The sequence below is a fragment of the Bacteroidota bacterium genome (assembly GCA_023957335.1).
Lineage (GTDB): Bacteria > Bacteroidota > Bacteroidia > NS11-12g > UBA955 > JALOAG01.
Map to the genome: position 1 here is coordinate 33,603 of JAMLHC010000001.1, position 24,642 is coordinate 58,244.

The following is a 24,642-nucleotide window of genomic DNA, read 5'->3' on the forward strand; positions in this document are numbered from 1 at the left end:
AATAAAAAAATGGTGGAAATTGCAATTGAATTAGAATAATTACTAATTTAGCAAACTTAAAATTACAATTAACAATAATACTATTATGACACACAACTACAACACAAGTCTAAATTCCTCTTTCGAGGAAAATAGATTACCCTTAAAAAGACCATTTGAAATGGTCAAAAGAGTATTGGGTTTTAAAGCGACACTACTTGCTCTTGTATTGAGTTGCAGCAATATAGCAATTGCTCAAACTTATACTTTTACCAATTGCGGGGCGACCGGCAGATTGGGACCTACTCAGGGACAAGTCAACACCACTTATGGCTCAACTACATTGAACGGACAAGTTACATCCTATGCTGGTATTCAGAGTTGGCACGTGCCTGATGACGGCACTTATCAAATTACTGTTGCCGGAGCCAAAGGAGGAGACAAAAACTCAGGCTCGTTGGTAGGTGGTAAAGGAGCCATAATGGAAGGGGTTTTTGATTTAAATGCCGGAGAAGAAATCTGGATTTTGGTTGGACAATCAGGTAATACGGGATCCGGTGGTGGTGGTGGTGGTGCAACTTATGTTGTAAATAAAACCACAGGAACAATATTAATTGTTGCCGGAGGTGGCGGAGGTGCTATGAATCAAGATGGCAAACCCGGATTAAAAACCAACAATGGCACGCAAAATGGCGGTGCGGCACAAGGCGTTATTGCTACCTCAGGAGGGGGATATAAACTCGATGGTAATTTAGGTGGTAGCGCGAGCAGTTATGGCATTACTCCCGGTAAGTCATTTTTAAATGGTGGTGAAGGCGGAAAAGGCAGTTCATCCCCTAGCTCTGACGGAGGATTTGGAGGGGGCGGTGGCTGCCACGCAAGTTGCGGTGGCTCATGTGGTGCAGGCGGTGGAGGCGGTTATAATGGTGGCGACCAAGTATATGATTACGGATTAGGAGGTGGATCTTATAATAGCGGACTCATGCAAAATAATGTAGAAGGTGGTAACAATGGTCAAGGATATGCAGAATTCATTACCTTAGCTACTAAGAACTCCGATATTGAAGTAGTGAATGTTCAGCCGGTGATTGTAAACGCTCCCGGTATTTTATGCCATAATAATGAGTATGATATTGACGTAACCCTTACCAGTAATGGACCCGGAAAACGCTCTTTTGTAGATGTAAGTGTTGCGATGCCGGGTGCAGCAGGAATTACCATTAAATTTTTTGATATTAGCACTCTCGAAGTTGGAACAACTAAAACATTTAGAATTCCAAATTACAAACTCAAACCAACCCTTTTGGGCAATCAACCACTTACATTTACTGTATTGAGCTCCGATCAGGATAATACCAACAATACCAAAGTGGTAAATTTTGATGTAACAACCCTACCTTCGGGTTCTGATTTTATCCCTGACGTTTCTTTCCCCGGATTCCCTAAGAGTGGTTCTCCTGACCTTGTAACACATGACAAAACCTTTATTTATCACTTCTCTCCTCCAACCGGATACAGTAATACTGGTTACGGAACAACATGGTCTGCAAAATTTGCAGCTACTATTGACAACGAACCATTACCTACTAACCGATACACATTCAACCCTCCTTCAGGTTCAAATAATGCTTATGTTTCTGTCAAGTTCAAAGAAGAGGATGTTGATAAAGCAGTTAACTTAATATTTACAGTTTCCGATAAGACTTATGGTAAATGTGACTCCACTATAATTCGCGACCTTCATGTAGCTCCGATGCCCAAAGTTGCCACACAAGATGCGGGAGGATGTTTGGGCACAGTTTTACAATTTGTTAATCTAACAGAAATAGCTTCGGGTACTATTATATCTACAAAATGGGATTTTGGAGACGGAACTACTTCTACTGATTTTGCACCTCAAAAGACATACTCTTCAAAAGGATTCTATACTGTTAAAATGGTAGCAACCTCAGACTTGGGATTTGCAGATTCTGTTATTAAAGTTGTTGAGGTGATTGAGAGCCCCGTTGCCGGTTTTACTTTTGAAAATCAATGCGGGTCAACTCCAATGCAGTTTAATAATACAAGTACTATTGCTGTAGGCGTATTGTCATATACTTGGGATTTTGGAGATGAGACTACAAGCACTGATAACAGTCCGACACACATTTACAATGTTCCGGGACCTTATGAAGTTACTTTAACTACCACTTCTGATAAAGGATGTGCTAATTCGGTTACCAAATCTGTTTACAACTATCCAAATTCAGTTCCTAACTTTGACTTACCGGTCAGCATTTGCGCTAACCAAACTGTTAATATTCTCAATAAGACTACTATCCCATTCTCATCTTGGGGAAGCGAATGGTCTTCTGAACATTCAAACAGAACTTTTGACAAGAACCCTACACTAACATTCTCTCAAGCAGGACAACAATGGGTTAAACTTAAAGTTACTACTCAATTCGGATGTGTGGATTCTATTGTAAAAATGGCTAATGTTATTCCGGGTCCCGGCATTGACATCTCATACTCTGATGTATGTTCTAACACTCCGGTTACTTTCCACAGCGGTATTCAAAAACCGAATAACATACAAGTGGACTATTTCTGGAACGTGGGTGGAAGTCTATCTGCTAAGTCTGACCCTACTTTCAACATCGGCAAAGCCGGAAAATACAATGTTAACTTGACTGTTACTTATGATAATGCTTGTGCTGCTTCAAAATCTATTGTGGTGGAAACAGGGTACAGACCTCTTGCTGATTTCTCTTTGGCTGACGTGAATTGCGCAGGCAGTCCTATCAGCGTTTCTAACAACACTACTATCAGTTTTGGCAAAGCGGTATATTATTGGGATATGGGCGATGGTGCTACATACAACCAGATGATTACGCCTAATCACACATACACCAACGCAACTCCTACGCAATATACGATTACATTAGTTGCCACTTCTGAAAATGGCGTTTGTCCTGACACTGTTTCTAAAAACATCATGATTGGCGTGGTTCCTTCTTGTAATTTCAATATCACACATGATTGGACTTATGGACAGAGAGGTTATACTTTTGAACCTGAACAAGCAGGTGCTGAATATAAATGGTACTTCGGTGACGGACTGCTTTCTACACAAAAATCTCCGGTTCACCAATTCCCGCGTGATAGTAAATTCCCTGTCAAATTGATTGTTACCTCCCCTGAAGGATGTCAGTGTGAAAAAACACTTGACTTAGTAGTAGAGAATCTTGATGTGAAATCAGACTTCGCACTCAGTGGTTTTGCGGTTTATCCTAACCCTAGCACAGGAGTGATTACAATTACCAATCACAATAACACTGCAATTGCTAACATCTCTATTTCCAACATGCTCGGAGCTACTATGATGAGCAAAGTTGAAAGCAACTCCAACAGCGAATACAGTTTCGACCTTTCGGGCTTGGCTAACGGAGTGTATATGGTAAAAATCGTTACGGCTGACAAGCAAGTGCTAACTCACAAAGTGGTGATTAGCAAGTAAAACCTCGAATAGAATTACATTGAGAAAAGCCTTCCCACACAGGGAAGGCTTTTTTGTGATATAATAAAAATCCATCTAGCTGTTGTTAAATAATTTATCAATTCATTTTTTGTCCGCTAATGTTTACGTTATTTTGTTCCGTAAATTTATGGAGCAATCAATTCTCATCTTGGGTGCCGGCAGATCATCCGGTAGTTTAATTACTTACTTGGGACAATGGACATCTTCCAATAATATCAAATTGACTGTTGCAGATTTGGATGAATTAGAAGCAAAAAGAAAATCTGCCGCATATCCCCATATTAAAACCGTTCAATTAGACATACACGATAGTGAGCAATTTGAGGCTCTTATCGTTGATTCAACTGTTGTAGTTTCCATGCTTCCTCACGCCCTGCACCCAAAGGTTGCCAAACTTTGCATCAAACATTCCAAACACTTGGCTACAGCAAGTTATGCCAAAAGAGAAATCATGGCTTTTGACAAAAAAGCGAAGGAAAATGGGCTAAGCTTCCTATTTGAACTTGGTGCCGACCCGGGTATCGACCATTTATCTGCGTGCAAGATTATCAATGATATCAAGGAGAAAGGAGGAACCATTACGAGTTTCAAGAGTTTTACAGGTGCATTGATGTCTCCAAAAAATGAAAATGATAATCCTTGGAACTACAAGTTTACATGGAATCCTAAAAATGTAGTAACCGCTGGTCAAGGTGAAATGGCACGCTATCGAGTGTCCGAACTCACTTATTATGTCCCCTATACACGTTTATTTAACAAACTTTGGCATATTAATTTTCCTAAACTTGGCGCCTATGAAGCATATGCAAATAGGAATTCATTAGATTACACCAAACATTACCGTATTGAAGGTGTGCCAACAATCATTAGAGGCACACTACGCAGAACCGGCTTTTGTGAAGCATGGAATGCTTTAATTTTGTTGGGTATTACAGAGAACACAACTAAAATTACTATTCCAAAGAATTATTCTTATAAAGACTTTTTTTTGAAGTTTACTGATTCACATAATACATTCTCGAATAGAAAAGCTTTTGAAGGATTGATTGGCACGCCTATATCTAAACCAACTTGGGAGAAAATTAAATATCTCAAACTCAATTCCAATAAAATCATTGGCGCAGGCACCTATACTCCGGCAGATGTTCTAGAAAAGCTTTTACTTGAGCGATGGCAATTAAACCCGAAGGATCAGGACTTATTGGTGATGTATCATCAGATAGATTATACGCTCAATGAATCGACTCACACAATCACCAGCTGCATGTCACTCAAAGGCAAAGATGCTGCGCACACCGCCATAAGCGATACCGTTGGGCTACCACTTGCTATGGGTGTAAAATTGTTGTTGAACGGACAGATTCCCAAAAAAGGTGTGATTTTGCCCGTGATTCCTGAAATATATATACCCATTCTAAATGAACTAAAAGAATACGGTATTGTTTTTAAAGAAACAGTAGAATAATCATGTTGCCATTACCTAAATTAAAACCTGGAGATAAAATAGCCATTGCAGCCCCGGCACGCAAAGTATCCGTTGACGAGATGCAAGGATTTATAAAATGGTGCGAACAAAACAAATGGGAAGTTATTATTTCATCTAATTTATTTGCAAGCAATCATCAATTTTCCGGCACAGACGAGCAAAGAATCAACGACTTCAATACGCTGCTTTCAAACCCTGACATTAAAGCTATTTTTTGCGCCAGAGGTGGTTATGGTTCTGCAAAAATTATTGACCAAATCAAATGGGGATTGCTTATTGACAACCCAAAATGGATCTGTGGTTACAGTGATATCACCGCAATACATCAGCATTTACTTAACAAGTTCAATATTCCTTCCTTGCATTGTTTGATGCCAATCTCGTTTACACAATATGACAATGCAGATTTTCATAAGTCATCAGAATTGACCGCATACTTATTAAAAACCGGAGACCTCTCCTACTCTCTACCTGAAACTTTTACATTAGTTGATTGCAATAAGCTCCCCATAACAGGCGGAAATCTTTCTGTACTCTACAGTCTGATGGGTTCTGTTAGTCTCTCTCAAAACATCAATCGAATTGTATTTATTGAAGACTTGGATGAATACTTATATCACATAGACCGCATGTTCAATTCCCTTAGTAGAAGTAATTTTTTTGAGGGTGTACGGTTAATTATCTCGGGAGGCTTAACAAATATGCATGACAATATAACACCTTTTGGACAATCAGCTGAAGAAATTATAGCATCATACGCTCAGAAGCTTGATATTCCTTATGCGAGCAACTTCCCTGTAGGACATATTGCAAAGAATTTTCCTATTCCGATTGGCTGGAACGCAACAATTAAAGATAATAAAATTACATTTGTGCAGCCGTGAGGGACTCTCAAAAGCAAGTCATTAAATATTTCATTATCGGTATCTCTGCGGTACTGGTTGACTTGGTGGTATATTATGGTAGTTCATTTTTGATCGAATCGCTGAGCATTGCCAAAGCACTTGGATTTATTGTTGGATCATTTTATACTTTTTTTCTAAATAAATTTTGGACATGGAAAGATAAACGCAAAACCGGCATTACCCAACTATCCAAATTCTTTACTATCTACGGAGTGTCTTTGTTCATCAACGTAGCTGTCAATGAATTGTTTTTGCAAATCGTTCCTAACTTTGAATTATTTACACAAATCAACAACCCTCTAAAAGAATCCATTTTTGAAATCACATTTCAATTGGACAAACTATTTGCGTTTGTGTGTGCAACAATTGCATCTGCCATCTGGAATTTTTTCGGTCAGAAATACTGGGTTTTTAGAAAATAGTTTTTTCAAAGTTTACTCAACAAATCTATCGCTGATGCTTCATTGTGATGCTTTTGGACATAGGCTTTTCCATTAGTGGAGATAGTATTGCGTAAAGATTCCTCTTGCAGCAGTTCAATTACAGCTTTTGCAAAAGCCTTGGCTGTATCCGCGATCAAAATATCATCCCTATTTGTCACGGAAAGCCCTTGTGCACCAATAGAAGTGCTAATTACAGGCACTCCGTTTGACATAGCTTCAATAGTTTTAATTCTTATGCCACTTCCTGAAAATAATGGCACAATCAATCCTTGATGTTGCTTCATAAAGGCAGTGGAAAATGGCACCTCTCCCACTACCTCAATACCTTTGGCAGAATTAGATTGAATCTTATTTCCAATCCCTTTGCCGGCTATGCGTAGCACAGCTTGTGGAATTGCAACTCTCACATTGTTCCAGACTTTATCCAAAAACCACTGTATTCCTTGCAAATTGGGCAACCATTCCATAGACCCAATAAAACATACAGAATGAGTAATCTGATTTAGTGCATCACCATCCTCTATACTATTCACTATATAGGGCAGATAAAAATGTTGCACTGCGGGTAGTTGTTTCCGGTAGTATTCCATATCTATATGGGAAATGTATAGTAGTCCATGGCTAAGAGCATACAAAGACAACTCTTCTCTCTTTAATCTGTTAGCCATTATTTTGAGATAAATTCTCTTAACAATACTATCAGCACTCTCAGCCATTCTTTTCCATATCTGGTGCTCAATATTATGCACCCTAACATACACAGATGCAGAAGTCTGTTTTTTAATCATCGGCAATACGGTGCACGAAAACAAACTTTCTAAATGAATAAAGGCATAATTATTATCCTTAATTTGTCTTAATACAGCTTGTTCAAATGCGTATGAATAGAATCGTTCAAGATTGTATGATTGACGTGTAAAGCACAGATTCTTTAATAACCCTGTAACACTCAGGTCTGTATTAATATCAACCGTCTGAACAGAGGATAAAAAGTTCAACTCACTTTGAATAATTTCAGTTGCAACATAATGTTTATTCGTATTGAGGCTCACAAAATCAACTTCAAAACCTGCTTTAACGTATAGTTTCAGAATTTGCAAAGTTGCTAATGCACCTCCATCACGGGCAGGGAATGGAATTCTGTTTCCTATGACCAATACTTTCTTCAAGTTGTATGAGTTTTTTTTCTAAAACGCAGTTTATTGGCTAAATTATTGAAGAAACCACCCTCAAAAAGTGCTGCATCTTGTGCAGCTTTATAATAAATCCAAGCTGCAATCGGAAATAATGCCAACGTAGAGAGCCATGTTCCAAACCATACATTCACAATACCCTCCCTCGCCATTTTTTCACCAATCATATTAATCACATAATAAAGTATAAAAAACAGAATAGAAACCACCATGGGCATACCCAGCCCTCCCCTTCTGATTATTGCCCCTAAAGGTGCGGCAAGAAAAAACAACACGAGTATAACAGCTGCCAAAGTGTACTTCTTTTGTCGCTCTACCTCATATTTCAGCACTTCGGTATTTTGTTCGGACAAACTGCTCTGATTAGATTCAACCATACTTTTGATATTGCGAACATTCTCCATGGCGGTATTAATAAGATTACTCTGTTTGCCTTTTGGAAAATTTTCGATGATTGTGGCTTCACTTAGTCCGGTAGATGAGTCCCTGCCTGTGTAATTGACGTTATACAATCCAAAATATGGTTTCACATATTTAGCATATAGTTGTCGGCTTAGCAAAATATCTTTGTTTAATGAATCAATCTCATTTTTGAGTTCAACAATGTTTAAAAATCTGTAATTACCCTTGTAAAGGTCTTTTTCGGTCTTTTTGAGATCTAATTGAGACAGGTCAAACGCCATCACTTGCTTTGCGAATTTCATAATGTTGTGTGGGCGGGTTCTATAATAGTCTTGTGAACCGGTCATTTCTTCATATCTAACACCATTATAAAGCGTGAACAACAGCGCGCGTTCATTATCCGCTAACTTCATCACACCCCATTCTGCACGTATTACATTTAACATGGGGTTATCCGGTTGTTTTTCATAAATAATGATATTTCGAACAGTTTGATTGTCACTCTCTTTTTTTGAGACCTTTATTGAAAAATTTTCAATCTCGCTATAGAACACCCCTTCCTTAATATTAAATGCAGGTTTTTTTTCGCGTACATCCCAAAGCAATGTTTTGAACTCTAGATTAGCCTTGGGGATAATAATATTGGAAGAATAAAAGGTAAGTAAGGAAAGAAAAATCATCACAACGAAACTGGGTGTAAGTGCTTTTCTGAGCGAAATTCCGGCAGCTTTGATGGCAACTAATTCCGAAGTTTCAGCCAGGTTTCCATAAGTCATAATAGAAGACAGTAACACCGCCAAAGGCAGCGCAAACGGAATCAAATCTGCCATTGCAAAAAACAGAAGTCTTGCAAACACATGCCATTCAAGACCTTTCCCCACAAATTCATCAATATACTTCCACAGAAATTGCATGAGAAAAAGGAACATCGAAATACAAAAGGTAGCCACAAAGGGACCTATAAACGATTTGAGAATCAGTGTATTTAACTTTTTCAAGAAATATAACTAATTAACTCCCAGCAATTCTTTTAAATCATCAATTTGACTAGACCACAGCTCTCTGATTTCATCCTCTTCACCGGAATCTACAAACTCAGTAACGTACAGCAGAATATCTTCGGTTAACTCCCCTTTGCGGATTTCCATTTCCCAATACTCCGATTTATTATCATCTAACCAAGTCAATCTTATCAACTTATTGAGAACTTTTTTCAATATTCTAGCCTCTCTTTCGCCTTCATCATTCCACAAAAAAAACATAGAATCTGAGCCTTTGACTGTTACTTTGTCTGCAAACCATTCGGACAAACCGGAAGCAGTACTGATGTAATTATACAATACTGCCGGAGCTGAATTAATCAAAAATTCCATTTCTAGTTTTACTCTTTCGCTCATCCTTCCTCCTTTTGGGTGCAATTTAAAGGAAATATGATGACTTGACAAAATTAAAACTCTATTTTTGCTCACGATACTGAATGACACCTACGCTCAAAAGCTCTGTACGCAATCCTTTTTTTTTCTTTTTCATTGTTTGTCAGCTCATTGGATGGACATGGTATTGGGTTGTGGGCAAAGAACAAACATTTTATACAATCAATGGATTTGGTGGACAAGTAACAGATTTATTTTTCTTCTCTATGACTCAATTGGGCGAATGGCCTATGATTGTATTTGTTATCGCCTCTGTTTGGTTAAAATTTCGCCCACAAACACTAAATATTATGCTCGTTTTTGCCTCGAATGCCCTTACCTCTTTTATACTAAAAAATTTTGTGTTTACCAACACTCCACGTCCTGCACAGTATTTTATTGACAAAATTGCAACAGTACACTTTTCTCCCTACCAGACTATGAACTATTGGCAGTCATTCCCGTCCGGTCACACTTACACAGCATTTGCAGGATTGTTCTTTTTGGCTTTATTGGTTAATAAATCAAGCGTTTATGTACTTTGTTTTGTGTTAGCACTATTAGCAGGAATTTCGAGAATATATAATGGAATGCACTTTACAGAAGATGTATTGACCGGTGCTTTGTTAGGCGTAATCAATACTTTATTAGTAGTATTATTAGTTCCGCCCATTAAATCATGGAGCAATAATAGAGGAATGCAATCTTGACTATAAGTGCAATTCGGCAAGGTTGATTGCATTCATGTTTTACAATTATACATTGAACACAATTATCTAAATTACAATATTGAATTTGTAAGCTGTTTGAACATAACAAATCCTTAATACTTTCTACATTTGCAACCCAGATTCGCACGGTGAAAATCCTCATTCTCTATACCGAAATTGCACAGTACGTTACAGCATCATTACGCTTTTTTCTTCAACAGCAAAAGCAAGCAGAGATTCATCTGATTAAATATCCTGTGAATGTAGAAGCCCCTTTTGAGTTTGAAAATGAGCAACAACTGCATTTTTACAACAGAAAGGATTTTAATAAAACCACTTTGGCATCGTTTGTCCAAGAACTTTCGCCCGATGCAATCCTATGTTCCGGATGGATAGACAAAGACTACCTTGCAGTTTGCCGTCTATTTTACAAAAAAATCCCGGTTGTGTTGGTGATGGACAATCATTGGAAAGGAATTTTCAAACAACGTATTTTGAGTCTTGTCGCACCCTTAACTATCCACCGAACATTTAACAAAACATGGGTACCGGGTTTACCCCAAAAAGACTATGCCTTGCAAATCGGCTTCAAAGAGAATCAAATCAAGACCGGTTATTATTGTGGCGATACAGTACTTTTTGGCAAATTTAATCAGGAATCTAAGGAGGCTAAGTCGCTTGGTTTTCCCAAAAGATTTATTTGTGTGGCACGTTATATTCCTGCAAAAGGTTTAGAAAACTTATGGGCAGCATTTGCACAACTGAAAGAAGCAGGCGAATTAAAAGAATGGGAATTATGGTGCTTGGGCACAGGCGAAGGTTTTGATAACAGAATAAAACATCCAAGCATTCAACACATCGGTTTTGTACAACCAGCAGACATGGGAAAATATCTGAAAGATTGTAGCTTTTTTATTTTGCCGAGCTTATTTGAGCCTTGGGCTGTGGTGGCACATGAATTTGCAGCCGCAGGATTCCCATTATTGCTAAGTTCAGCCGTTGGCGCAGCCTCTGCATTTTTGGAAGAAGGGAAAAACGGATACACATTTCTACCCGGAAACATTGATATGCTAAAAGAAAAGTTGTTACAAATGGCTGCCATGAGCCAAGAACAATACAATACTATGTCAGCACACAGTGTTTATTTGTCACAAAAAATCAATCCCGAGGGCTGGAGTCAAACCTTATTACAACTCATAACACAAGCGCCATGTGCGGAATAAACGGAATATATTACTTCACTTCAGGTACTGTCGAAGAGCAGGTCATAAAAGAAATGAACAATGCGATTGTTCACAGAGGACCGGACAATAGTGGCGTATTTGTAAAAGACCAAGTTGGATTTGGACATGTCCGGCTTTCCATCATCGATTTGAGCGAATCCGGCAATCAACCTATGTTCAGCGCTGACAATAGGTTTGTTTTAATATTTAATGGTGAAATCTACAATTACCAAAAAATCAAATCTCTTCTTGCGGACTACCCTTTCAAAACATCGACCGACTCTGAAGTATTGTTAGCAGCATACGCCAAATGGGGAAAACAAATGTTGGAACACCTTGAAGGAATGTTTGCATTTGCCATTTTTGACAAAGCCGACAACAGTCTCTTCATTGCTCGCGATAGACTGGGAATCAAACCTATATACTACTACCGAACCAATAACTACATCATTTTCTCATCTGAAATCAGAGGCTTGATTGCGAGCAAGCTTTTTACACCACAGTTAGACAAAAATATGTTGAGTACCTTTTTCCGTTCAGGCACCATTGCCGGAGACGATACTTTACTCAAAGAAGTAAAGATGCTCAGCCCCGCCTCTTTCGCTCAAATTTCCGGTAATGCAATGACCATCCAAAACTATTGGGCTCCAGCATTGGAAACCAATACTGAAATCAGCTATGCACACGCCAAGAAAGAAGTGCGCGAACTTTTTTTGCAAGCAGTAGAGAAACGCTTGGTGGCAGATGTTCCCTTCGGGGCATTCCTTTCGGGTGGCATTGACTCAACAGCTGTTACTGCAGCTATGAGCACTTGTTTGTCGGGAGCATCTAACACATTCAATATCTGTTTTGCAGAAGCCGCTTTTTCCGAATCCTATTACGCCAAACAAGTAGCCAAAAGATTTGGCACACATCACACTGAAATCAAATTAAGTCCAAATCTGTTTCTGGAAGAAATTGATCATATTCTGCAATCATACGACCATCCGAGTGTTGACGGTGCTAACACCTATATAGTCTCGCAAGCAACACGCAAAGCGGGAATTACCATGGCACTTTCAGGTTTAGGAGGAGATGAGTTATTTGGAGGATATCCGGTTTTCAAACAATTACAACCCACATTGCAAAAACTGCATAAGCTCCCTACCCCATTGCGCAAAGTCGGAAGTCTGCTGCTCAAAGCCAATCCTAAAGTAAGAAATAAAAAAATGGGAGACTTGCTCGCTCTTAACAACCCTGACGAAGCGCAAGTCTATGAGACATTTAGAAGTATAATGAGCAAACGCGATTGTATGCGACTTACCGGAAATATTCAGGCAATTGTCAACCCTAAATTTTTTACTCAAAAATGTGGCACTATTGACAAGATTACACTTGCTGAATATTACCATTATTTACAACCGGTTTTGTTGCGCGACACCGACCAAATGAGTATGAAACATGCGCTGGAAGTAAGAGTACCTTTCCTTGACCATAAATTAGTGGAATTTGTGCTTACATTACCGGATGCTTATAAGACAAAAACGGCTGTCCAAAAATCTTTGCTGGTAGAATCTCTGCATGACCTACTGCCCTCTGAAATCATCCACAGAAAGAAAATGGGCTTTGTACTCCCTTGGGAACAATGGCTCAAGAATGAACTTGCAACGTATGTCCAAGATGCGATTCAAACGCTGCAATCAACCCATTTGCTGAATGCAAAGGAATGGCAATCAGCCTTTGATGATTTTAAAAGAGGAAGACAAAGCTATAATTGGAATATTTTCTGGGGGCTGATAGTGCTTACAAAGTGGCTGAAAAACAACAAAATAAGCTCGAATTAACACCCTAGATCCATTTCTGTTTGTGAATATTTGCGTAGTTTTAAAACAAAATCAATTGTGAGCGGAATTAACGGTATATACAAATTTGGACTTGAAAGTATCTCCGAAGATATACTCTTCAAAATGAATCAAGCCATTGGAAACGGTGAAAGAGACAAGTACAATTCATGGATTTTTCAGAATATGGGTATTTCGCAAATTGGCAAGCACCCAATGGAATCGGCAATCGCAGACGGTAGATATACTGTGGTGACTGATGGTCATCTTTTGAATGGTAAGTCACTTAGAAAACAACTCACGGATTATGAATTTCAATCGGATTCTGACGCTGAAACCTTAATTGCAGCATACAACCATTGGGGTGCAAGCATGACAGAGCACCTTGAGGGTAAGGTTGCTTTTGCAATTGCTGACAAAAAGGAGTACGAACTTTTTATTGCTCGTGACAGGTTTGGCATGGCTCCATTATATTACTTTCTGAATGAAAACATTTTTGCTTTTTCTTCCACAATCAAAGGATTATTAGCATCCGGACTTTTTCAACCGGTATTTGCCAAAGATAGACTTCCTGAATATTTCAGGTTTGGAACCATAATGGATGAAAACACGTTTGTACGCAATGTCAAAAACTTTCCTCCTGCAAATAGTGCATTATTCTCCAATTTTATTTTTGATTTCACCCCTTACTGGCAGCCCCTTTCCACTCAGACAACAGAGGACAACTATGAAACAAGCAAAATCAAAATCAAAAATCTGTTTATTGATTCGGTTAGCAAAAATTTTGAAACTGACGCAAAGACCGGAATCTTCTTATCGGGCGGCATTGACTCCACCGCCATTACCGCTGCAGCAAGAGAGTGCACACAAGGGCAAATCAGAACTGTGAATATCGGGTTTGATGAAAGTAATTTTTCAGAAGCGCATTACGCAAAAATTGTTGCGCAAAAATTCAATACAAAACACGAAGAAATCAGACTAAAACCTGACATTTTTTTGGAAGAAATTGACAACATACTGAATGCTTATGCTTTTCCAAGTATGGACGGTGCAAACACCTACATGGTTGCACAAGCAGCCAAGAGAGCCGGCATTGATATCGGATTATCGGGTTTGGGAGGTGATGAACTTTTCTGCGGATATCCCATTTTTAGCAAAATCAAACCAACACAGAGATATCTCTACTGCATGCCCACTTTTATCAAAAAAATGCTCATGAGTCAATTGGGACATAATTCCACTATGCGAAAGAAGAAAACAATAGAGTTACTTTCATTGTCCAAACCTGATTTAGCAAGTATTTATGGTGTATTTAGAAGTTTAATGAGTAAGGATGATTGCAAAAACATGGCAAATGGTTATCGTACTGTCATCAATGCACAAAAGTTTTTCAAAAACAAACAAAATATACTCAGTGATATATCGCTGGCAGAGTTCAATTACTACATGACTCCAATTCTATTGCGGGATACCGCGCAGATGAGTGTCGCGCACTCATTGGACACGCGTGCTCCGTTTCTGGATACCCAACTTGCCGAATATATCCTTAGCCTCCCTGAGTCATACAAAACAAAGACAAAACAACCTAAGTCACTATTAGTAGCATCTCTGTCCGATTTATTACCAATGGAAATTGTAAATAGAAAAAAGATGGGATTTGTTTTACCTTGGAATCATTGGCTTCGAAACGAGCTTAGTCCTTACGTGCAAGACGCTATTTACATGCTCAAAGAAACGGATATTTTGGATGCTAAAAAGTGGCAAACAGCTTTTGATGAATTTAAATCAGGAAAAACAAACTACAATTGGAATATCTTCTGGGGTGTAGTTGTACTAACCCATTGGCTAAAAAGACACGGACTATGAACATAAGTACGTGTAAAAACACAAAAGGCTGTCAAAACTGACAGCCCTTTAACTTTGGCGTATTTTGTTATTATTCCTTCACAATTTTGACAACTTGTCCGTCTATCTTCAAGAAATAGATTCCATTGGAGAAAGAAGTTATATCAATATTTGTCTTTGCATTTTGCGTAACGCCATTTAATAAAATTCTTCCTTGAATATCTGTAATCGTGTATTGGCTTTCGGCTTGGGTTTCTATTGTAAATAATCCACTTACCGGATTAGGATAGACATTAAAAATTTGACCGGGTATTTGTTTAAAATTCACAAAACGAATTGGACTACGTGTAGTATTTCCATCCAAATCCACTTGAACAAGTCGGTAGTAGTTTATCACATTTGGAGTATTATCTATAAATGAATAGTCGGTTTGAGAATAGCTGTTACCATGACCTTGTACCACTCCAATTTGTTCCCAAAATACTCCATCTTCACTTCTCATTACTCTAAACTCTTGGTTGTTTTCTTCTTGAGCAGTTTGCCACATAAGATTTACTTTGTTATGTTGATAGTCCGGAACAGCATCAAAGGAAATGAGTTCAATAGGCAAAGGAATTGCATTTTCACCGATTGCAAAAGGTGAAAACGAGCCCGTATATCCGGTGTGCGTAAGTGTTTTTCCCGAAGGCGAACCGGAGCCTGAAGTTGCAATCTCCCATTGCATGGTAACTGAGTTAAAATGGTTCAAAGTAGGAGTAGTAATTGCTACAGACTCCTCACCTACATTCCAATACAATTTAAAATCTACCCCACTTCCTCCATTCGCACTCGCTTTTCCTATATTCCATGTACGTTTTACGTGTGGCTCGGTCACAATCGTATTACCAGCACCATCATAATAAACCTCATCAATAATGTTAGCAGTAAAATCATCTCCTGAACCTGTATTATTGGTAATTTCAAGGGGATTATAAGCAGACTTGCCGATAGGGAAAAAGGCAGTTGCTGTATTTGCAACCGTCATTTTAACTATACCTGTACCGCTTGTCTTTACATAATTGTTTGCATCCGACCCTACAAAAGAACCTGCTGTCAGGTCATGATTGCCCAACACAATTAACTTGTCAGCTCCGTTGAAGTCCACCTTACCCACAGTTTTGTTATTGTCTAAGACTACGTTGGAGTGTGCTGTATCGCTGAATTTAACATCTTCTCCTGTGCCGGGAACTGTTTTAAAAATCCAATTTGAGGCTGTCGCCCAGTCAGAATTGGTAACCCCCACCCATTCATTAACACAAGCGGGGTCTGCACCGCCATCAGTGATAGACCAAGACTTACCTGTTACCAAAGCGGTGTGCGCGGCAGTTCCATACACAGTAGAATAGGTAATACTTGTAGCCTCCAATGTTATATTGCTTGGGGCAGTCCCCCCCGCTACCCAACCCCTCAAGGTAAGGGTATAATTGACACAACCCATACCGGAAAAATTAAAATAGGGTGCATAAGGAGTGCCGGGTGCAATTCCGCTTAAATCCCAGTTTCCTAAATTTTGGTCAAAACCACTAGCACCAGTAAACATATTCTGAAAGTTAGTCACTTTAGAAACATCCCATGCACCTATGTTTTGGTTAAAAGCAGTGGCAGAATTAAACATTGCATACATATCAGTCACATTAGACACATCCCATGCACCTATGTTTTGGTTAAAAGCAGCGGCAGAATTAAACATGCTATACATATTAGTCACTTTAGAAACATCCCATGCACTTATGTTTTGGTTAAAGAAATTGGCATAACTAAACATTGCAGCCATATCTGTCACATTAGATACATCCCATGAACCAATATTTTGGTTAAAGTTAGGTGCACTTTCAAACATTGCAAACATATTAGTCACATTCGTAGTATGCCATGCCCAATTCGCTCCTACACCAAATAGTGAAGTACATCCACTAAACATAAATTCAACATTAGAAACATTTTTCAATAATGGTGTATCTGTTGCCGTAACATCTAAATTTGAACAACCACGGAAAGCACCATCAAAACTCTTCCAATCTATTTTACCCCATTGGGCAACTTTGGTAATTTTGTCTTTATCTCCCGTGCTATTAAAATAGATACTAGGAAAATCACCCATGATATATACTTTATACGTATCTCCGTTCTGCAAACCTGTCATGGTGTAGCTACCTGTCTGATTAAGAGCCATTCCATCGCCTACACCGGCATTGGTCATATTCATCCAATAAACATCATAATTATAACCGGCTCCCGTAGTGGGTATGGTCAAATTACCGGAAGCCGGGGCTGTCCATTCTGTAATGAAATCACCGATAGAACAAGCCGAACTCGCGCCTCCATCAGTGATTGACCATGATTTTGTGCCAGATAAATAATCCCTGTAAGTCTGAGCAGCCGGGTGATATTTAACAGAAGCCGCGCCTAATGAAATGGTACTTGGGGCATATCCACCGTTTGCCCAACCGTAAAGAGTCTGTGCATAATTATTACAATCTAATCCTGAAGATGACAACATACTTGTCATGTTTGCAACAGACGAAATATTCCAAGAACCCAAATTTTGATTGAAAGCACCGGCAAATGCAAACATGGATTGCATGGTCGTTACCTTAGATACATCCCATGAAGCAAGATTCTGATTAAATGAAGTTGCAGAGTTAAACATGTTTGACATATTAGTAACCTTTGACACATTCCATGAACCTATATTTTGATTAAAAGTACTAGCTACCCGAAACATATCTCCCATATTAGCAACATTTGATACATTCCATGAACCTAAATTTTGGTTAAAGGAGGTGGCATTGTAGAACATAGCTGCCATTGAAGTTGCCTTTGACACAACCCAAGAACCAATATTTTGATTGAAGGAACTTGCACCGGCAAACATCCACATAAAATTTACAACATTTGACACATCCCAAGAACCAATATTTTGATTGAAGGAACTTGCACTGTTAAACATAAACATCATAGAGGTAATCGTTTTGGTATGCCATGCCCAGTTAGCGCCTATACCTTTGAGTGTTGTACAACCACTAAACATATAAGAAGTATTAATAACATTTTTCAATAATGGCGTATCTATAGCTGTAACATCCATCTTTGAACAACCATAGAATGACTTTTCAAAACTCTTCCAATCTATTTTACCCCATTGGGTTACTTTCGTAATTTTAGATGTATCTCCGGTATTATTAAAATAAATTCTTGGGAACAAACCCGTGATTTCTATTCTATAAGTATGTCCAGACACTAAATTACTTATTTGAAAATTTCCGGTTTGATGCATGGTAAAATTCTGACTAATCTCCATATCGCTCATGTCCGAAATCACATAATGATAATCGTACCCGGAGCCGTTGGTCGGTATTGTAATTTTACCATCAGCGGTTGCTTTCCACTCAGTAATAAACGGATCTGGCAATGCGTGAGGTTCATACTTGGCAAGGAAAATATCCATCGGTTTATTAGAGTTAACAAGCACATTAATTCCACGTTTGTCAATATCCGCATTCATATCAATCTTACCTGAGAATCCACCGGTGATAAATACATTGCCGTCTGCATCGGATGTTATCCCATTAGCGTGATTATATTTTTCATCCCCAAAATCGTATGCCCATTTTATATATCCTTTCGAATCATATTTAGCCATAAATATATTGTCACTACCCCTGCCTTTCAATGTTCTCTTGTTGGTGCCATCCGGATCAAAGTCAACATAACCCATAAAAAATCCGGCAACCAAAATATTGTCTTTAGGGTCAAATTTAACGGAACGACCTTCATCGTACTTGGCATCTCCAAAGCCAAACACCCAATATAACTTAGCTAATTCATCATATTTAGCAAGGAAAATATCCTGCTCACCATTACTGCTAATATAGCCACCGGAACCATAAGGGTCAAAGTTTACCTTTTCTCTAAAAAAACCGGTTAATGCAATATTGTTTTTTGAATCAATAGCAACAGACGTCCCTGCTTCAGGTCCTTTATCCCCAAAACCAAAAGACCAGACATGTTTACTATTATCTTCATACTTAGCCATGAATATATCTTTGTCATCCACTGCTTTTAACCAGTTTCCTGAACCCAAGGGATCAAAATCTGCTTTGTCCATAAAGTAGCCGGTGATTATAATATTATCTTTTGAATCAATAGCTACTCCGTGTCCTTCATCATCATATGTTGAACCTATATTAAATGCCCAAATATATGTACCTGCATCATCATATTTGGCTATAAAAATATCTCTTTCTCCATTGGATGCAAGATAGTTGCCATTGGAAGGATCAAAATCAGGTTTCTCCTTAAAATATCCGGTTACAATGATTGAATTTTTAGAATCAATTGCCACAGAATGACCCTCATCATCTTCTATATCACCAATTCCTTTTGCCCAAATAAAAGAACCGTCCGGTTTATACTTTGCAATAAAAATATCTCTTTTTCCATTAGATGTAAGATTACTTCCATTGGAAGGGTCAAAATCCACAGTTGCCATAAAATATCCCGTGATAATTACATTCTGATCTCCATCCAGTGCCACAGACAAGCCTTCATCTGTTTTCGTATCTCCAAAACTACGTGCCCAAATGAGATTGCCAAGCTTATCATACTTTGCAAGAAATATATCTTTATCCCCATTCGAAGAAAGTGTAAGTAGTGAAGGCGGGTTATTAGGGTCTATCCCGAAATCAACTTTGCTTTCGAAACTGCCGGTGATATAGACATTGCCATCTTTGTCTGTTGCAACGGCATTACCTCTGTCCTCATAATCACCTGAAGCGTCACCCATTCCTAATGAGAATTTATGTTCGGCAACTTGGGTTTGTGCATTAACATTAGGAAATGTCAACAGTGTGCAAAATCCGAAGACAAATACGATTTGTAAAAATGATTTTTTCATATTTAATATTTATAATCAATACGGTATATTCAGCAAAAGTAATTAAATCTATAACACAAACATATTGCCCTAACAATATTGCTTAAATCACTCTAAAAACAAATCATATTGAACAGAATCCCTGAAAATACTTGCATTTTCAAACATCAATCCTAAATAACACAATAAACACAAGCAACTCAAGCGACCAAAGCCACAAGAACGAAGTGGCACAATGGAAAAAGAAAAAAATAATTACAGCAAGTAAAAGTTATTTAATAAAAATAAATATTACAACTTTACTAAAAGCAAGCGAATTGAAGTAGCAAAAATTTATTTTACCACCCTTTCAACTTCAAACTTAGGATATCCGGTTTGCTTGTTTTCGTTATAAAAATCGAGGAAGCGCAGTTTGTAATAATCCCCTTTAGTATTTTTAACAATATAGACTGTGTTTGGATTCATGGTATAATCAAAAGAGACAGTATAATCAAAGGTCTTCCAAGCATATCCAATAATATCTTGTCGAGTTGTGTAATCTTTGTGTTGACAAACAGCTAAGTTAATTTTGTCATAACCAATGACAGTATCTATAGAAACTGAAACATTGTGAGGGTTAAGCAAACAACCGGTAACAAGATAAGGGAATGGTTCTGTGGGGTTGGGGTCTATATAAAAAATAAAGCGATAGCGTGTAAACACAAAGTCCCATTCATTGTTATCCGGTTCATAATCGGTAGCAATCTGTCCGTTCCGTATATTGAGATAAGTAAAATTTCGGTCTTTGTTTCTCGCAAAATCAATGGTTTGAGCAGAATCAGGACTTGACAATTTTCCTAATTCAACTTTGTAATGAGTTTCATCGGCTTCAAGTACTTTGATAAAATAATAACGTTGTGCCGCACTGAGATTGCGCCCCATATCAAGGATATGATAAGGCATATTATTTCCGTACAATTTAGTCCAATCGCCAAAGGCATTGCTATCAATGCTTCCATTAGGAAAATCATATAACCACTGTTTGAGCGGAATCTGAGCCGGCTTGATTGTATTCAGTTCATTTCGGTTATGAATATTGGTGCGTGCTACAAAAATATTACGACCATAGTTGGAAACAACCTTAAACTGATTGGTAATATTATCAAAAGCTAAATCCCAGTCATTAAGGTCTTTTTTGGAATAGGTTAAATCTTCTAATTTGAAAAACAATTGATTTTGATATGCATCACCCATATAAACCGACATTACCTCTGACTCAGTTTGTGGCAGGGTAAGGGGTTTATCTTCTTTGAAACAAGAGCTAAGCAGCAATAACAAAGGGCTTAATATCAGTATGCGGCAATGAATTTTCATTTAAAGTGTGTAAGAAATTTTGATAAAAAACGAACGTCCCGGAGAAAGCATCATACTGCTACCATTGCCGTGAAAACTATTAAAAGGATTGATATTGGTAATATTGCGTACATTGAATATATTTTTAACACCGCTCACAACTTGTAGCTTATCTTTAAAAAATCCTTTAGAAAGTGTGAAGTCCATAAAAGTCATTGCACCTGAAAAATATTCGCTCACAGCACCTTGTTCATTCATAATATAGTTTACAAACTTGCCATTATGCTTGAGAAACAATGCGGCTTTGACACCGGTTTTCTTAATATCATAGCTTGCAGACACGGTGATATCAGGTGTAAGATAATAATCTTTTCCGGTTTGACTACTGAATTGGTTTCGCACAATCATTCCTCCTGCAGCCATTTCTAAATAAAGTTTTTTGTAAAATAATTTATGTTCAAACATCATCCCGCCACCTTGGAAGCGCCCGTAATTTTCATAAGAGTAAAGGTTTTGGGCTTTGTCAATCAATACCAAACCTATCATATCACGTACATCATTGTAGTAAGAACTTGCTCCGAAAGAGTAGGCAACTTTATTATGTGAGTTTTTAAAACTTGCGCCTAATTGAATGTTGTGAGAAAACTCCGGTGTCAAATTAGGATTCCCTTTGATATTATGGTTGATATCCACAAAGAGAAGCTTCTGTTCTTTGAGAGAGGGCGCTCTAAATCCGTTGCCATAAGAGCCTCGCACCTGCCATTTTTTATTTGGCTCCCACATTATATTGAGAGACGGTGTTAAAGGGGATGTAAAAATCGTATTATAGGCAACGCGCAATCCCGGCCGTACTCTAAGATATCTATTAAAATTATAATCCACCATAGCAAAAACCGCAAAATCACCCATGCTGAGTTTGTCTCCGTCTATTCTGTCTGCAATTGCCAAATCATAGTTAAAATCATAACCTGCAAGATAGTTTACTCTGCCTTTATTCCTATTGCTAAAAACAGCCCTTGCCATCACATTCACAAAGAGATTATTGGTGTTCTCATCAACATTATCAATGAGGTTTTGTTCCAGACTAACCATGTCTTTTCTGTAAACTCTTTTTTCCCTTTTGTAATGTGAAACTCCGTTAATCATATCAACCCTGATTTTGGGACTGATATTGAAGATTGTATTTACACTGTGAACCCCTCTGGTGGTAATAAAATAATCATCAAAAGCATAGGCAGATATGGGAGTAAGCACAAGATTCCCTTTGTTTTGTAAGGTTTCATGCAAGTAATCAGAGCGAAAATTCCACGTTGCTTTTTTGGATTCTCTAAAATAGCCGATGTTACCAAACCATTGTTCTCGGGGCTTCCACAAATAGGTTCTTTCTCCATTGTCGGTAGGAATTCCTGCAAAGAAATTTCGGGCAAGCCCGCCCAGAATGACAGCTTTCTCACCCAAAGGTTGTGCAGCCGAGGCACCAATGTTAATATTACCAATACTTTCGTTATAGCTGTATGCAGTAGCAGAAGTCTTCTTGAGAACCGGCTTTTTTGTAATAACATTAATTACTCCGCCAAGTGCGTCAGTACCATAGATAACAGACATTGGACCTTCAACAATTTCAATTCTATCTACATCTTCTAAGTTAATCTGGTCGAGATTGATATTGCCGTTCTCGCGTCCGGTGATGGGCATTCCGTTCACCAAAAATTTGATTTGCTGACCTGACAGATTTTGTAATGATACTGAACTGCCAAGCATATTGTCATTGGAAATCCTGATGTTGGATTGTCTGCCAAGCAAATCTCCCAAATTTACAGCAGCCATTTGTTTGAAAGTCTCACCCGTAAGCACTCTGAATTTGACAATACTTTGGTTGGCTCGCACACTATTCCCTTGCCCGGTAATGACAATTGGGTTTAGAATGGTATCTTGTGCAGGAGTAAGCGAGTCTTTGTCCACAACTGATTTAGCAGTGGCTGTATGGTTGAAAAATATAAATAAAGCAACAAAGCCGCACAATTTCTGTACGGCTCGCATTGCATTCATCTTATTAATTATTAACCAATCAGTTGTCAATTCGTTTTTATAATTTTTGAAGTAAATACTTCATTTTGTTGGATGACTCTGAGTATGTACAAACCATTGTTCAGAGCAGACATATCAATTTTGTTGTTAGCCGGGCTAATAACTGAGTTTAAAAGCACTCTGCCGTTCATGTCTAACACCTCAACCTGAGCATTTTGTTCAGTTTGTACAAACAATGTTGAAGTTACAGGATTTGGATAAGTTCTAACATTTGACAATGAGATACTTGCCACTCCATCAACAGGACCTGACGGTTTTGCTTGTTTTTGGAATTGAAAATTCATTCTCACATTAGCAGAACCACCGTATTTGTTGAAATGCAATAAATAAAGCGTATCACCACCGTTGTCAATCACAAAAGACAGTGAGTCTTCATAAACATAAGTGTTTTTAAATAATTTCCAGTCATATCCGATATTATCAATATTCTCGGAAAAATTTCTTACGGCAGACCAAGCAGAGTCAGGGTGTACATCAGTTATTCTTGCTACTTTTACTCCCTTCTTTTGAAGTGAACCAGAAACTGACATATACTGCCATTGCATTTGGTTTAATATAGGATTGTAACCCGCTGCATAAGTATAGTAGTTAGTAAAGACAACATCCCAATCTGCCTTAGAAGGCTCCAAATTCTTCACACTGTTACTTGCTAAATCATAGTACACAAAGTATCTGTCGGGATAATCGCTCTTTTTAATGGAGTCAGAATGTTGATTATTGTTGTCCAAATCAGCATAAGTAAAGTGATATACATTATCACCTTCTAAATCTCCAAAATATAGTTTTCTATAAACATTGCCTCTCACAATAAGATAAACTTTGCCTACTGACTTAATAGCATGGGTACCCTCTTCGTAATTACCCCATCCGTAATATGGACCTCCCATACTAGGGGGTACTGTTAAATCTAAACCTGTATTAAAAGCACCCATATCCCATGATGTGTCTGAGTCAAGCAGTTCAGTCCATGATGTTTTGAAATTGGTTGTATCCAAGGTTGCAAACCCTGAAACATCAACTGAATCGGGAGCTACATATACCTTAACAGTTTTTCCGTTGTTAACACGGATTGTGGTTGCTTGCACGGTAGAATTAGGAATTACAATGTTTTGAACAGAGAATGCTAAATCCCAATTAACAGCATCTGAAATATGCTGATTTTGTGTCTTGAATGAATAATAAATTTGCTTGGCGGATTTGTTTTCCAATGTAACAGAATCTTCAATCCAGCCCTGTGCATTAGCCGAGAAGCTAAATGCAACAGTCATTACTATTAATAAATTTCTTCTCATAATTATTACTTTTTAAGTGGGGCAAAAGTAAGAACGCGATTGAGAGCAACATCATGTTTGAGTGTCAAGACACTAAA

15 protein-coding genes are annotated in these 24,642 nt (G+C 38.1%); 8 read left to right on the forward strand and 7 right to left on the reverse strand.

Annotation, left to right across the window (positions count from 1 at the left end; translation table 11 throughout):
- Nucleotides 1-85 precede the first annotated feature (85 nt).
- From M9892_00155 to M9892_00170, 4 genes are all read left to right on the forward strand, one after another.
- Complete coding sequence (locus M9892_00155) at nt 86-3,478, forward strand: PKD domain-containing protein (protein MCO5252760.1); 3,393 nt, start codon at nt 86-88, stop codon at nt 3,476-3,478.
- Nucleotides 3,479-3,626: 148 nt separating this feature from the next.
- Nucleotides 3,627-4,964, forward strand: coding sequence for a saccharopine dehydrogenase NADP-binding domain-containing protein (locus M9892_00160; protein MCO5252761.1), 1,338 nt, complete (start codon nt 3,627-3,629; stop codon nt 4,962-4,964).
- A gap of 2 nt (nt 4,965-4,966) precedes the next feature.
- Nucleotides 4,967-5,869 carry an LD-carboxypeptidase gene (locus M9892_00165; GenBank protein ID MCO5252762.1) on the forward strand — a complete coding sequence of 301 codons (903 nt, stop codon included), beginning with the start codon at nt 4,967-4,969 and terminating at the stop codon, nt 5,867-5,869.
- On the forward strand, nt 5,866-6,312 hold the full coding sequence (locus tag M9892_00170) for a GtrA family protein (protein ID MCO5252763.1): 447 nt from the start codon (nt 5,866-5,868) through the stop codon (nt 6,310-6,312). The genes M9892_00165 and M9892_00170 overlap by 4 nt, the downstream gene beginning before the upstream one ends.
- A gap of 5 nt (nt 6,313-6,317) precedes the next feature.
- Here M9892_00170 and M9892_00175 read toward each other — a convergent pair whose 3' ends face one another.
- Genes M9892_00175 through M9892_00185 form a run of 3 tightly spaced genes read right to left on the reverse strand, consistent with a single transcriptional unit; the run spans nt 6,318 to nt 9,325 of the window.
- Nucleotides 6,318-7,502 (reverse strand): glycosyltransferase family 4 protein, encoded by a 1,185-nt coding sequence (locus tag M9892_00175; GenBank protein MCO5252764.1) that lies wholly within the window; start codon nt 7,500-7,502, stop codon nt 6,318-6,320.
- The gene (locus M9892_00180; protein MCO5252765.1) at nt 7,499-8,926 is read right to left on the reverse strand and encodes an LptF/LptG family permease; all 1,428 of its coding nucleotides are present in this window, start codon (nt 8,924-8,926) and stop codon (nt 7,499-7,501) included. The genes M9892_00175 and M9892_00180 overlap by 4 nt, the downstream gene beginning before the upstream one ends.
- Before the next feature lie 9 nt (nt 8,927-8,935).
- Nucleotides 8,936-9,325, reverse strand: coding sequence for an START-like domain-containing protein (locus M9892_00185; protein ID MCO5252766.1), 390 nt, complete (start codon nt 9,323-9,325; stop codon nt 8,936-8,938).
- A gap of 80 nt (nt 9,326-9,405) precedes the next feature.
- On the opposite strand from M9892_00185, the gene M9892_00190 reads away from it, so the two are divergent.
- From M9892_00190 to asnB (M9892_00205), 4 genes are all read left to right on the forward strand, one after another.
- A complete protein-coding gene (locus M9892_00190; GenBank protein ID MCO5252767.1) occupies nt 9,406-10,050 on the forward strand; it encodes a phosphatase PAP2 family protein in 645 nt (214 codons plus the stop codon).
- A 149-nt stretch (nt 10,051-10,199) separates the two neighbouring features.
- A complete protein-coding gene (locus M9892_00195) occupies nt 10,200-11,273 on the forward strand; it encodes a glycosyltransferase (protein ID MCO5252768.1) in 1,074 nt (357 codons plus the stop codon).
- A complete protein-coding gene (asnB, locus tag M9892_00200; GenBank protein MCO5252769.1) occupies nt 11,261-13,096 on the forward strand; it encodes an asparagine synthase (glutamine-hydrolyzing) in 1,836 nt (611 codons plus the stop codon). The genes M9892_00195 and asnB (M9892_00200) overlap by 13 nt, the downstream gene beginning before the upstream one ends.
- Nucleotides 13,097-13,153: 57 nt before the next feature.
- Nucleotides 13,154-14,959: an asparagine synthase (glutamine-hydrolyzing) gene (gene asnB, locus M9892_00205; protein ID MCO5252770.1), complete on the forward strand. Its 1,806-nt coding sequence runs from the start codon at nt 13,154-13,156 to the stop codon at nt 14,957-14,959.
- 70 nt (nt 14,960-15,029) lie between these two features.
- Here asnB (M9892_00205) and M9892_00210 read toward each other — a convergent pair whose 3' ends face one another.
- The 4 genes from M9892_00210 to M9892_00225 all read right to left on the reverse strand — a co-directional run bounded on the left by M9892_00210 (nt 15,030) and on the right by M9892_00225 (nt 24,565).
- The gene (locus M9892_00210) at nt 15,030-19,874 is read right to left on the reverse strand and encodes a BspA family leucine-rich repeat surface protein (GenBank protein MCO5252771.1); all 4,845 of its coding nucleotides are present in this window, start codon (nt 19,872-19,874) and stop codon (nt 15,030-15,032) included.
- A 312-nt stretch (nt 19,875-20,186) separates the two neighbouring features.
- On the reverse strand, nt 20,187-21,206 hold the full coding sequence (locus tag M9892_00215; protein MCO5252772.1) for an HmuY family protein: 1,020 nt from the start codon (nt 21,204-21,206) through the stop codon (nt 20,187-20,189).
- Entirely contained in the window at nt 21,207-23,234 is a 2,028-nt protein-coding gene (locus M9892_00220; GenBank protein ID MCO5252773.1) for a TonB-dependent receptor, read from the reverse strand. It abuts the gene before it with no gap.
- Nucleotides 23,235-23,260: 26 nt separating this feature from the next.
- Nucleotides 23,261-24,565, reverse strand: a complete 1,305-nt coding sequence (locus M9892_00225) for a T9SS type A sorting domain-containing protein (protein MCO5252774.1) — start codon at nt 24,563-24,565, stop codon at nt 23,261-23,263.
- Between the last annotated feature and the right edge of the window lie 77 nt (nt 24,566-24,642).